Source organism: Arundinibacter roseus, assembly GCF_004348825.1.
GTDB lineage: Bacteria > Bacteroidota > Bacteroidia > Cytophagales > Spirosomataceae > Arundinibacter > Arundinibacter roseus.
In genome coordinates this window covers 377,210-390,728 of record NZ_SMJU01000002.1, presented here as the reverse complement: position 1 = coordinate 390,728, position 13,519 = coordinate 377,210, and the positions used below count along the sequence as shown (strand labels likewise).

10 protein-coding genes are annotated in these 13,519 nt (G+C 44.4%); 9 read left to right on the top strand and 1 reads right to left on the bottom strand.

What is annotated here, in order from left to right:
• Window positions 1–82: 82 nt before the first annotated feature.
• The 8 genes from EZE20_RS04190 to EZE20_RS04155 all read left to right on the top strand — a co-directional run bounded on the left by EZE20_RS04190 (window position 83) and on the right by EZE20_RS04155 (window position 10,901).
• Window positions 83–652, top strand: a complete 570-nt coding sequence (locus EZE20_RS04190; RefSeq protein WP_132114800.1) for a DUF4126 domain-containing protein — start codon at window positions 83–85, stop codon at window positions 650–652.
• 42 nt (window positions 653–694) lie between these two features.
• Window positions 695–1,609, top strand: coding sequence for a helix-turn-helix domain-containing protein (locus tag EZE20_RS04185; RefSeq protein WP_132114798.1), 915 nt, complete (start codon window positions 695–697; stop codon window positions 1,607–1,609).
• Window positions 1,610–1,764: 155 nt separating this feature from the next.
• Entirely contained in the window at window positions 1,765–4,824 is a 3,060-nt protein-coding gene (locus tag EZE20_RS04180; RefSeq protein WP_132114796.1) for an Eco57I restriction-modification methylase domain-containing protein, read from the top strand.
• Window positions 4,825–5,182: 358 nt separating this feature from the next.
• Window positions 5,183–6,565, top strand: coding sequence for a glycoside hydrolase family 88 protein (locus tag EZE20_RS04175; RefSeq protein ID WP_132114794.1), 1,383 nt, complete (start codon window positions 5,183–5,185; stop codon window positions 6,563–6,565).
• Window positions 6,566–6,615: 50 nt separating this feature from the next.
• Window positions 6,616–7,428, top strand: coding sequence for a sugar phosphate isomerase/epimerase family protein (locus EZE20_RS04170; RefSeq protein ID WP_132114792.1), 813 nt, complete (start codon window positions 6,616–6,618; stop codon window positions 7,426–7,428).
• Window positions 7,429–7,503: 75 nt separating this feature from the next.
• Window positions 7,504–8,649, top strand: coding sequence for a Gfo/Idh/MocA family protein (locus EZE20_RS04165; RefSeq protein WP_132114790.1), 1,146 nt, complete (start codon window positions 7,504–7,506; stop codon window positions 8,647–8,649).
• Between the two features lie 108 nt (window positions 8,650–8,757).
• Entirely contained in the window at window positions 8,758–9,525 is a 768-nt protein-coding gene (locus EZE20_RS04160) for a 3-ketoacyl-ACP reductase (RefSeq protein ID WP_132114788.1), read from the top strand.
• Between the two features lie 143 nt (window positions 9,526–9,668).
• Window positions 9,669–10,901, top strand: coding sequence for an MFS transporter (locus tag EZE20_RS04155; RefSeq protein WP_132114786.1), 1,233 nt, complete (start codon window positions 9,669–9,671; stop codon window positions 10,899–10,901).
• A gap of 37 nt (window positions 10,902–10,938) precedes the next feature.
• Here EZE20_RS04155 and EZE20_RS04150 read toward each other — a convergent pair whose 3' ends face one another.
• The gene (locus EZE20_RS04150) at window positions 10,939–11,847 is read right to left on the bottom strand and encodes a YitT family protein (protein WP_132114784.1); all 909 of its coding nucleotides are present in this window, start codon (window positions 11,845–11,847) and stop codon (window positions 10,939–10,941) included.
• A 297-nt stretch (window positions 11,848–12,144) separates the two neighbouring features.
• Between EZE20_RS04150 and EZE20_RS04145 the strand changes: the two genes are divergently transcribed.
• Window positions 12,145–13,512, top strand: a complete 1,368-nt coding sequence (locus EZE20_RS04145) for a Gfo/Idh/MocA family oxidoreductase (RefSeq protein WP_132115114.1) — start codon at window positions 12,145–12,147, stop codon at window positions 13,510–13,512.
• The last annotated feature ends 7 nt before the right edge of the window (window positions 13,513–13,519 follow it).

Genomic DNA, 13,519 nt, shown 5'->3' with positions numbered 1-13,519 from the left:
TTGGTAGCTAACACGGATTAAACGGCGAAAGTTACAGCATTTCTAAGTTTTGAATCCTTTACCCTTTCAACATCCTATCCTTATGGAGCTATTTTTAAGCATTTGTCTGGGCATTGGATTGAGCGCAAGCACCGGTTTTCGGGTCTTCGTTCCGGCACTATTGGCCAACATTGCGTGCATGAACGGATGGATTACACCCACCGAAAGCTTTGCGTGGCTAGCCACCTGGCAGGCGTTTTTTGTATTACTGGCCGCTACTGTTGTCGAAATCGCCGCCTACTACATTCCTTTTGTGGACAATTTACTTGACACCATTGCCGGACCGCTATCGGTCGTGGCCGGAACACTGCTTACTACGTCATTTGTCGAAATTGACAACCCCGTTCTGCAATGGAGCCTTGGGCTTTTGGTGGGAGGCAGCACGGCGGGCGTTGTACAGGCGGGCACGAGTTTGCTGCGACTGGGTTCGAGTAAATTTACTGCCGGGCTGGGCAATCCGGTAGTCTCCACAGCCGAAAATGTTCTTTCCTTTGGTTTGTCAGGAATAGCCATTTTCCTGCCGATTATTGCCTTGGTCAGCGTTTTAATGCTTCTTTGGTGGCTGTTTCGCCGAGTGTCGCGGCTACGCAAAAAACAAAGCCCGGTCTCCTGAGTTACTTAACGGGCAGAAGATTCTGGCTGCCAGCCCTTGCTTATGACCGAACGCATTCCCATTCATCAGCTATCGTCCGACACGCCCGACGTTCCTGCGCTCAAACTCTTTCGGTTCAAAAATAGTCAGCGCCCGGTGCCTGAACAGGCCTCGCCGTTGCCCATCACTCCTTTGCCAACCGATGCGCCACATCGGCACAGTTATTACGAAATTCTATTTATTGAGGAAGGTGAAGGATTTCATGAAATTGATTTTCGGACTTTCCCGATTCAGGGGGCCGGATTGCATTTTCTCACGCCCGGACAAGTCCATTTGCTGCGTTTTACGAGTCCTTGTCAGGGGTATATTCTGGCTTTTTCAGAAGATTTTTTTTCGTTTTATAATCCCGATAGCCAACGTTTGGCGCATTTTCCTTTTTTCAGATCTGCCGAGCGACAGCCGGTACTACCGCTGACGGCCACCGACAAAAAGTACTTTCACAACCTGCTCGAAAACATGGTAGCCGACCACCTCACCACTCCGGCCGAGCGCATCATGAACGGAAAATACCTGGGAATTCTGCTGCAAAAAAGCGCTACACTTTCTTTGCAAATCGAAGAAAACCGGATGACAGGCTTTACACTTCCTGATCTTGTGGTTCGTTTTCAGGAACTTGTGGATAAGCAGTTTCGGGAGCAGCATGCTGTGCAATATTACGCAGGCCAATTGCAGGTTTCGCCCGATTATTTGAGTAAATCTGTCAAGAATCATTTGGGCGTAGCCGCCGGAGATTACCTCCAAACCCGCCTGCTGATGGAAGCCAAGCGGCTGTTGGTTTTTACACCCATGAGCGCCAAGGAAATCGCCTATTCCCTGCACATGGAAGACCCCTCCTACTTTGGCCGAATCTTCAAACGCAAAACCGGACTAACCCCCAGCGAATACCGGGAATCGGTGCGGAAAAGTGCCATAAACTGAGGTTAGGAAAGAAGATAAGATATTTACATATTCTGTCAACATACTGGTTTTCAATAAAATACATAACAAACATCAGGTACAATGACGTAATTTCAATAAGCACTATTGGGAATGATCAATAAATTGTATTTTGCAAGGAAAAATAATAGCCCATCATGAGTTTGTTCCAAAAGTCAGTAGAGAAAAAGTATTTGAATGAATTAGATTCCGTTCTAATCGAACAGAAATATCAGAAATTTCAATCTTATTTTGGCAATCCTTCAATTCAGGAGAACATTAGAAATTCCAAAGAAGAGCAGTTTCAGGAAGGATTTTTACGAGAACTGTTCGTCCTAATTTTTGGATATACGCTAAATCCGCAACCAAATTTCAATCTAACGACAGAATTAAAAAATATAACAAATAGTAAAAAAGCTGATGGAGCTATCTTGAAAAATGGAGAAGCCCTAGCAGTAATTGAATTAAAGGGAACAGACACAACTGATTTAGACAAAATTGAAACGCAGGCTTTTGGCTACAAGAATCATCATCCAAAATGTGTTTATGTCATTACATCAAATTTTGAAAAACTACGCTTTTATATACAAAATGCAGTTGATCATATCGACTTTGACTTATTTAATTTAACCAAAGATCAGTTCTCCTTACTTTGGATTTGTCTTGAAAAAGACAATTTACTCAATGGATTGCCACAAAAAATAAAAGAATCATCTTTATTACAGGAAGAAAATATAACTAAAAAACTTTATGCAGATTATTCAAAATTCCGAGAAGCTATTTATAATAATCTTGTAAAAAATAATCCCGAAACTGACAAACTTTTACTTTTTAAGAAAACACAAAAACTACTTGACAGATTTTTATTTATATTCTTTGCTGAGGATAGATTGCTTTTGCCACCAAACTCTATAAGTGAGATTGTAAAACAGTGGACTACGCTGAAAGATGAATTAGACGAATATGTCCCGTTGTATGATCGATTTAAGAAATATTTCGGCTATATGAATACGGGATATAAAGGCAAAAAATATGATGTATATGCATACAATGGCGGATTGTTTGCTCCTGATGAAATTTTAGACACTATCTCAATTGATGATGACATTCTTCATTATCATACCCTTGCGTTAAGCAACTATGATTTTGAAACTGATGTTGACGTAAATATTCTTGGACATATATTTGAACACTCACTGGGTGAAATTGAAAATGTTCAAGCCCAAATTAAAGGCGAAAAAGTTGACAGTCAAAAGACAAAAAGGAAGAAAGACGGAATTTTTTATACGCCTAAGTTTATTACAAAATATATTGTAGAAAATACTATTGGTAAACTGTGCGATGAAAAAAGGAAGGAACTTGATCTAGTTGATGAAGAGTATGCAAAAGGACGTAAAAATCGCAAAAGAGATACTATAAAAATTCTGGATGATAAACTAAATGAATACAGAAATTGGCTATTAACCTTAACAATCCTTGACCCGGCTTGTGGCTCAGGAGCATTCCTGAATCAGGCCCTGGATTTTTTGATTATTGAACACCGAAAAATTGATGATTTACGTGCACAGCTCTTTGGAGGCGGCTTGGTTCTTTCTGACATCACTACGGACATCCTTGAAAAGAACATCTATGGCGTTGATCTGAACGAAGAATCTGTGGAAATTGCCAAACTTTCACTTTGGCTTAGAACAGCAAAGAAAGGCCGAAAACTCAATAGCCTGACAAACAATATCAAATGCGGAAACTCCCTGATAGACGACCCCGAAATCGCAGGAGAAAAAGCCTTCAATTGGCAAAAAGAGTTTCCGGAAATATTTGCAAATGGAGGTTTTGATGTAGTGATTGGAAATCCACCTTATGGTATTTTTATTGACCCAAAATCACAAGATCATTTTAATAGACATTTTCCATTTACAAACTATAAAACTAATTTATATATCCTTTTTATTGAAAGGATGCTACAAATCTTTAATAAAGGAACTGTTCACTTTATTATCCCTAAATCTCTACTTTTTAATACATATTTTGAAGCAATAAGAAAGGCTCTTATCCTAAATACTGAAATAGAGGAAATTTATACAATTACTGAAAAAGTATTCGAAGATGCAGAAGTAGGAAGTAGCTTACTCTTAAAATTCAAAATAAAAATTAATCCAGAAAATATCACTCGCTTAGCCGTAGCAGAAAAAATCGAAAATTTCATTATGAATTACAACGTCTTGGAAAATAAAGTACCTCAAAGCTTTTTTTTGGATGTGCCCAACTGCGAAATTTCAATAATTTCTTCAAGTTCCCAATCAATTTTGAAAAAATTACATTCTTATAAACAAGTAAAAGATTATTATTCATTAAAAAATGGTTTAAATCCTGGGAATGTTAAACACATTCTAATTTCTGAAAATAAAGAATCTGAACTGCACAAACCAATAATTTGGGGACGTGATATTTCTCGTTACATAATATCTTGGTCTGGCAACTATATTAATTATGATTCTTCTATTGTAAATAGAATTTCTATTGAAGATATTAAAACAAAAGAAGGCATGAATAAACAAAATAGAATTGACTTTGCACTTCGGACTCCTGATTTATTTGAAAACAAAAAATTATTAATTAGAAAGACCGGGGATTCATTAATTTCTTGTATTGATGAAAATAATTATTATTTTGACACTCTTGTCCATGGAATATATTTAAAAGAAGAAAAGAATTCACTTGAAGCTTTATTGGCCATTTTAAACTCAAAACCCGCAACTTTATTTTATCGATTACTTCATGATATTAAAGGTAAGGTATTTGCAAAAATTAGTTTAGACAATCTTGGTACTTTCCCTATCCCTTCAAATTTAAACAGTTATTCAAACGAATTAACTGAAAGTGCTATTTATTTATCTTCAAAAATATTCTTATTCAACAAAGAAAAAGAAATATTTATAAAATTATTAGCAACAAAATATGATTTAATAAAAATTAGTAATAAACTTCTTAACTGGTTTGATTTAGACGCCAAAAATTTCTTATCTGAATTATCGGCACATAAAATTAAACTAACTCTTTCTGAGGAATCAGGTTGGATACAGTATTTTCTTAAAGAAAAAGAAAGAATTAAAAATTTTAAAGTGGATATTGAATCAACCGAGGAAAAAATCGATCAGTTGGTTTATGAACTTTATGGCCTGACAAGTGAAGAAATTAAAATTATTGAGGAAACCATCTAAACTTCAATCTCTCAGCCTGTAAGAAGCATGCCGGAATTGGAATGCCAATCACCCTGTTTATAAAATAAATGAACCCAAGTCATCCTCAGCCAAAGATTTTCGAAATCCATCTCCCAACGCAAAATCAAGTTGCCCTCTTCTTCTGCTACAAACTAGTCCGGAAAAGTGCCATAAACTGACAAAAAAGTACCTTGATGGCCGTTTCTTTCAGTAATATCTTTGTTAAATCCTAAACCTCACTCCTGAATATTACCATTCAGACGAGTAGTGGAAAGTCCTCCGTTGCAGTGTACAGAGAAAGTTGCGTAAGGATTGGGAGAAAATTTCAGCATAAAATCAGGTACATTTCATTTATTCTATGCAAATCAAAAATGACTTAACGGCTGCCGCTTTGCAGCCCAAGCTGGACCGCCTGTGGCAACTTTCCGGCGAAAAAATTCACCTCATTAATAAGGAATACGACCCCGCCAAAGGTTCGCCTGTATTTACCGTGCAGGGAAAATATACCACCCGTGGCTGGACTGAGTGGACCGAAGGTTTCCGCTACGGAGCCGAAGTTTTGCAGTATGATGCCACCAACGACGACGCTTTTCTGGCAATGGCAAAAGCCAATACAGTGAAGCAAATGGCCTCACACGTGGGGCACTTTGGCGTACACGATCACGGTTTCAACAACGTCAGCACCTACGGAAATCTCGTGCGATTGATGAACGAAGGGCGGCTGGAAGAAAACGAGTGGGAACGTAATTTTTACGAAATCGCCCTCAAACTGTCGGGTGCCGTGCAGGCTCGCCGCTGGACTCCCATTAAAGATGGCGGCTACATTTATTCCTTCAACGGCCCGCATTCATTGTTTGTAGATACCATTCGTTCAGTTCGGGCGTTGATGGTTTCCCATCTTTTGGGCCACAGCCTGATGGGCGAAAATGACCTCAAAACCAGCCTGTTAGAGCGTGGAATCATGCACGCAATTTCGACTGCGCGCTATTCCGTGTTTTATGGCGAAGGCCGCGACAGCTACGATTTGTGGGGACGTGCCGCCCACGAATGCGTGTTTAATGTAAACGACGGCAACTACCGTTGTCCTAATTCACAGCAGGGCTTTTCGGGCTTTACTACCTGGACCCGCGGCCTGGCATGGGCAATGATCGGTTTTCCCGAACAACTCGAAACGCTGCCTTACTTCTCCGATGAGGAACTTGCTCCTTTTGGTGGAAGAGAAGCCGTTGAAGCCATCTATCTGAAAGCCGCGCAGGCTACCTGCGATTTTTACATTGCCAATACGGCCTCCGACGGAATCCCCTACTGGGACACCGGAGCGCCGCAAATTCACAAATTGGGCGACTACACTACTCGCCCGTCTGACCCGTACAATGCCTTTGAACCCGTCGATGGCTCTGCCGCTGCCATAGGTGCACAAGGCTTGTTGCGGTTAGGAAAATACCTGACGGATAAAGGCCAAACCGAAGCCGGAAATCGCTACTGGCAAGCTGGTCTCACGGTTCTTAACTCACTTTTTGAGGAGCCGTACCTTTCTACCGATCCAACGCATCAGGGACTTATTCTACATTCGGTGTATCATCAGCCTAATGGCTGGGACTACATTCCGGAAGGACAATCGGTTCCGTGCGGTGAGTCGAGTATGTGGGGCGATTACCACGCCCGGGAAGTGGCGCTGTATCTGCAGCGAATCATAAAAGATCAACCCTACTATTCCTATTTGGGTGCAGTAAAAGCGTAAGTATTTCACATTTAAATTTACCTTACTTACATCCAAAACGTTCAGAACTTATGGATTTAAATCGTTGCTGTATTCATACCATCACCACCAAGCCCTGGACCCTGACGGAGTCGGTTGAACACTACGCCGCCGCCGGTGTGAAGGGTATCAGCGTGTGGCAAAATGCCGTGGAAGGCATGACCCATGCGCAGGCCGGGGAGCTTATCCGCCGCAATGGTCTGGACGTGGTGTCCTACGTTCGGGGGGGCTTTTTTCCGCATACAAGTGCTCAGGAGCGCGCCAAGGCCATTGATCATAACAAAAAACTGGTTGAAGAAGCCGCCGCCCTCGGCGCTCCGCTGATTGTGTTGGTGTGTGGCGCTTCGCCGGATCAATCGCTTGAAGTTTCGCGGCAGCAGATACAGGAAGGCATTGAGGCGGTACTTCCGCTTGCCGAGCAGCTGAACGTAAAACTGGCGATTGAGCCCTTGCACCCGATGTACGCTGCCGACCGCTCGGCGATCAATTCGCTGGCGCAGGCCAACGACATGGCCGAGGCAATCGGTTCGTCGCATATCGGTGTTGCCGTCGATGTGTACCACGTGTGGTGGGAGCCGGAACTCGAAAAACAGATCATTCGCTGCGGTGCTAACGGGCATTTGCTGGCCTATCACGTGTGCGACTGGAAAGTAAATACGCTCGATTTGCTCAATGACCGCGGGCTCATGGGCGAAGGCTGCATTGACCTGAAAAAAATCAGCGGATGGGTGGATCAAACCGGATTTGATGGATATGTGGAGGTAGAAATTTTCTCCAATATTTACTGGCAAACCGATCAACACGAGTTTCTTGGCAAAATTACGGACGCATTTCAGAAAATATAAATAATTGAAATTCAATTGCTTATTTATAAAATTAAGATTTATAAAAAATTCTAAACAGTACTACTACATCCAACAATGACAACACATACCATCGGGATTATCATGAACGGCGTAACGGGCCGTATGGGAACCAACCAACATTTGCTGCGCTCTATTAAGGCGATTCGGGAGCAGGGCGGCGTGAAACTTTCGGCAGATGAAATCATCATGCCTGATCCTATTTTGGTAGGCCGCAACGAAGCCAAACTGAAAGCGTTGTGCGCGCAGTCGGGTGTTGAAAAATATACGACGGATCTTGATTCGGTAATGTCAGATCCGCACTACCAAATCTACTTTGACGCCCAGGTAACGGGCCGTCGGGCGGCTGCCGTGAAACAGGCGATTGAAGCCGGAAAGCATATTTACTGCGAAAAACCCACCGGAACAAGTACCGAAGAAGCACTTGAATTATTTGAACTCTGCCAAAAAGCCGGACTCAAAAACGGCGTTGTGCAGGACAAACTTTGGCTGCCCGGCATGCTTAAACTCAAACGTTTGATGGAAAATGATTTCTTTGGTGAAATCCTGTCCGTACGCGGCGAATTTGGCTATTGGGTATTTGAAGGCCACAGCGTACCCGCACAGCGGCCTTCCTGGAATTACCGCAAGGAAGACGACGGCGGTATTATCGTAGATATGCTTTGCCATTGGCGCTATGTACTTGATAATCTGTTTGGTAAAGTGAAGGCCGTTTCCTGTTTGGGCGCAACGCACATCAAGGAGCGCATCGACGAACAGGGAAATCCTTACGTGTGTACGGCAGATGACGCCTGCTACGCAACCTTCGAACTCGAAGGCGGTGTTATTGCCCAATTCAACTCCTCGTGGACTACCCGTGTTCGGCGCGACGATCTCCTCACACTGCACGTGGACGGCACCAAAGGCTCAGCCGTGGCTGGCTTGCGTGAGTGCGTCACGCAGCACTACGGCAATACGCCAAAACCTGTGTGGAATCCAGACATCAAGCAGCCCATCGACTTTATGGAAGGCTGGGCCAAAGTACCTGAGCAAGAGCTGTTTGACAATGCCTTCAAAGCGCAGTGGGAGCTATTTTTAATTCACATTGTAAAAGATACTCCGTTCCCCTGGAACCTGAAAGAAGGAGCTAAGGGCGTGCAACTGGCCGAAAAAGGCATCGAAAGCTGGGAAAAACGGCAGTGGGTAGAAATCAATGAATTATAGGTATTAGACGCCGGGAAGAATTCGTCAGCGATATAAATCTCTGGGATTCTTCCCGCTGTTTTTTGTAAAAAATCAGTAGTTCTAAATTATCAGAAGAGGAATCAATCCATGAAGACAGCATTAATTACGGGCGGGAGCCGGGGCATTGGCCTCGGCATCGCTCAGGCACTTGCCAAAGAAGGTTACAACCTGGCTATCAACGGCGTACGCCCGGAAGAGTCTGTGCAGGAAACGCTGGAAAGCCTGCGCGCCCTGGGCGTTCAGGTGGTTTATTGTCAGGGTAGTATTGCTTCGGCAACTGACCGCACGTCCATCATAGCGCAGGCAGTAGAACAACTGGGCCCTTTGAACGTATTGATCAACAATGCGGGAATTGCCCCCCGGCAGCGGCTCGACCTGCTGGAAACTACCCCCGAAAGCTATCGTGAATTGCTGGACACGAATTTGGAAGGCCCGTTTTTCCTCACCCAGGCAGTTGCCAAACGCATGGCCGAGGCAAAAGAAGAAGATCCGGCATTTCAGGGTACAATTGTATTTGTCACGTCCATATCCGCGACGGTAGCCTCCATCAACCGGGGCGAGTACTGTATTTCAAAAGCAGGATTAGCCATGACTTCCGCACTTTTTGCGGTTAAAATGGCTGAGTTCAACATTCCGGTATACGAAGTGCGACCGGGAGTAATTGCCACCGACATGACGTCCAAAGTACAGGGAAAATACGATCAGTTGTTTGAAGGAGGCCTGGCGCTGCAACCCCGTTGGGGCACTCCCGACGATGTGGGCAAGGCAGTCGCTTCGCTCGTGCGTGGCGATTTTCCGTACTCCACCGGACAGGTCATTCATGTAGATGGCGGTATGCTGATTGACCGTTTGTAGATCCTGATTACTGGCAAATTTTTGCTTATGGTAAATTGCAATTTTCACTATGTGTTTGAACTAAATTCAGAAATTTTTATCCTGAAATCGTAAACAAACTTGTAGCTTTCGGGCTCATTCATTCCTAAACCCAACCTAATCCTATGTCTCAAACTTCACGTCCGACTGTGCTTTCTCAGTTGCTTCAGGTTCCGGTACTTGTGGCCGCACTTGGCTATCTCGTGGACATGTATGACCTTTTCCTTTTTAGTGTGGTGCGTGTTCCCAGCCTGAAAGAACTTGGCGTTTCGGACGATCAGCTTTTACCAGAGGGCATCACCCTGCTCAACATGCAAATGGCCGGTATGCTCATCGGTGGCGTTTTGTGGGGTGTTCTGGGCGACAAACGCGGACGTTTGTCCGTTCTTTTTGGCTCTATTATTATGTATTCGCTGGCCAATATCGCCAACGGTTTCGTCACCAACCTGGGCATGTACGCCGTATTACGCTTCATTGCGGGCGTCGGTCTTGCGGGCGAGCTGGGTGCGGGTATTACGCTCGTTACCGAAGTTCTTCCCAAAGAAATCAGAGGCTACGGCACCACGCTTGTAGCAACGTTGGGGGTTTTGGGAGCCATTTTGGCCTATTTTGTTGCTGATCTTTTTGCGTGGCGTATATCCTATTTCGTCGGTGGCGGGCTCGGTTTGATGTTGCTCGTGTTGCGTTTCAATGTGTTTGAATCCGGCATGTTTCAGCATTTGAAGGACAAAGCCGTTTCGAGAGGCGATTTTCTGAGTATTTTCACCAACGGTAAACGCCTCACCAAGTACATGATGTCTATTTTGGTGGGTCTGCCTATTTGGTTCGTTGTAGGCATTCTCATTACCTTTTCTCCCGAATTTGCAGCGGCCAAAGGCATTGCAGGTATTGAAGCCGGCAAAGCCGTTATGCTTGCCTTTACGGGACAAGTTTTTGGGGATATTTTCAGTGGGTTATTCAGCCAATATCTCAAAAGCCGTAAGCAGGTCATCGGACTATTTATCGTTTTGTCGATGGCCATGATGGGCTTTTACCTGCTGCTCCCGGTTTCCGAATCCTTCTCTTTTTACATGCTTTGTGCCTTTTTGGGTTTTTGCAACGGATATTGGACCTTGTTTATCACCATCGCAGCCGAGCTGTTTGGAACAAATCTTCGGGCCACAGTGGCCACCACCGTACCCAATTTCGTGCGTGGCGCAACTATACCGTTGGCCTCCCTTTTTGTGTACCTAAAAGGCGATTATGGAGTAATTCAGGCCGGGTTAATTCTCGGAATCGCTACGGCGGCAATTGCCTTGCTTTCGCTGGCTTTTCTGGAAGAAACCTTCAAAAAAGATATGGATTATCTGGAAGAATAGTAACTCATTTTTAGTAAAAATTCCAACGCTCGCTTCCTCAATGAAGCGGGCGTTTTTTTATCATGCCGCCTTTTGTATCCATAATAGAATGCTGAAAAACGAACGCATTTTGATCCAATTTATCTACTTCGTGTAGCAGCCGCGAAACTTCCAGCCGCGTTACGACGCAGAAAAGCACCTTGCGATCCTGATCCACACGCCCGGCTTTTCCGTAGCCACCTTCTGATTTATAGACGGTTACGCCACGCCCCAGCGTATTTACAATCGTTTCTCTGATTCGTACGGCATGTTCAGAAATGATCGTCACCCCAATATATTCTTCAATTCCATTAATAATAAAATCGATTGTTTTGGAAGCTGCAAAGTACGTGAGCATGGAATACATCGCTGTCTCAATATTAATTAAGAAAATGGCTCCCGTAAACAGAATTACATTAAAAATGGCGATAAAATCTCCCACGGTCAGGCTCGCCCGGCGGCTGACGTAAATGGCAAGAACCTCTGTACCATCAATAACGGCTCCGCCCCGAATCGAAAAACCAATGCCCGCTCCCAGAAAGAATCCACCAAAAACCGAAATCAGAAGTTTGTCCTGAGTCAGCATCGGGAGCTCGACATAGTGAACCAAAATAGCAAGAACTAGAATGGCAAATGCGCTTTTAATGGCAAATTGAAGGGAAATTTGTCGATATCCAATGATCAGAAAAGGCAAATTGATCAGGACAATCAATAAGGATAAATCTACTCCCGTGACGATTCGGGTGAGCAGCGAGAGCCCCATTGCGCCTCCGTCCAGAAATTTATTGGGTAGTAAAAATGCTTTCAGGCCAATCGTGGCCGAGCCCACCCCAATGCTTATGAGAATAAAGTCTTTGAGGTAACGCTCAAAGATGAGCTGTTGTATTCTCTTGCCTTCATTAAAAAATGTAATCGTTTTGGCACGCATACTATTCTTCTAAAAATTTAAAAAATATAACTTCCGGATACAGGTCAAAATACCTGGCTTAATATAGCAAAAAAACGCAGAGAATCGGACAATTCAAGTATCCGGCATGTACTGTTCTACCACTCCGAGCAATTCTCTCGCCTGAATCATTAATTTTATTTATTAAATAAGGATAAAATAGTAAATTTCATAGGTAAAAAAAAGTATCTACGCACCCTAACTGGCTTTAATCAACAAAAACAAACACTCAAATCCGCGGTCTTCTGCTGGCAGGCCGGTCAAAAGTTCACCTTCATGATCAATCATTTCAATATCAATCGCCGCCGATTTCTTCAGGGAGCATCGGCCACGCTGGCCCTCACGGCACTTGGTGCGCAGGGAATGGACATTATTAACCCCCTCAAACCGTATCGGGTTGGGCTGATTGGCACCGGCTGGTATGGCAAAAGTGACCTTTTTCGCCTGATTCAGGTAGCACCCGTGGAGGTGGTAGCCTTGTGCGATGTAGACAAAAATTTGCTTTCAGCGGCCGGAAAGCTTGTGAGTCAACGACAGAAATCTGGCAAAGTGCCGAAGCTGTACGGAGATTATCAAAAAATGCTAAATGAAAACGAGCTGGACATTGTACTGATTGGCACGCCCGATCACTGGCATGCCCTGCAAACAATTGACGCGCTTAAAGCCGGAACGCACGTATATGTACAAAAACCCATTAGCGTTGACGTTATGGAAGGCGAAGCAATGGTGGCTGCTGCCCGCAAATACAACCGCGTGGTGCAGGTGGGTACACAGCGAAAAAGTACGCCGCATTTGATTGACGCCAAGAAAAACATTGTGGATGCCGGGCTGCTAGGCAAGGTTTCTCACGTTGAAATGTGCTGCTACTTTGGCATGCGGAACAACGGAAATCCGCCGGTGGAAGCCGTGCCCGATTTTCTGGATTATGAGATGTGGACCGGCCCCGCTCCCCTACGCCCCTACGATGGTCTGCCGCATATTCGCTGGTGGCGTACATTTATGGAATATGGCAACGGCATTACGGGCGATATGTGCGTACACATGCTGGATACGGTGCGTTGGATGCTCGGGCTGGGCTGGCCTACGCGCATCAGCTCTACGGGCGGAATTTATGTACAAAAGGAAGGTAAATCCAATATTTCGGACACGCAGTCAGCCATTTTTGAATATCCCGAACTAAACTGCGTATGGCAGCACCGCTCGTGGGGAACGCCCAATAATCCGGATTACCCCTGGTCGTTTACGCTGTACGGCGAAAAAGGTACGCTTTGGGGAAGTACGATGCAGTATGATTTTATTCCCACCGGAAAAGGAGAAAAAATCCATAAAGATGTGGTGTATGAAAAAGAAAAATATCCGGAAGATATTACCGAAGAGCGAATCGAACTAAACGCAGCTCCCGCCACACGTCTGCACATGCTTGATTTTCTGGCCGCAATTCAAAACAAGGGTCGGCCTGTGGCGGATATTGAGGAAGGACATATTTCTACGGCAAGCTGTATTTTGGCGAATATCTCGATGAAGACCGGGCGCCCGATCGTATACGACCCAAAAACCCGGAGCATCAGCGGCGACCGCGAAGCCAATGGCCTGCTCGAACGCCCCTACCGCAAACCGTACATACATCCTGATTACAGAAAAGTGTAAGTCATTT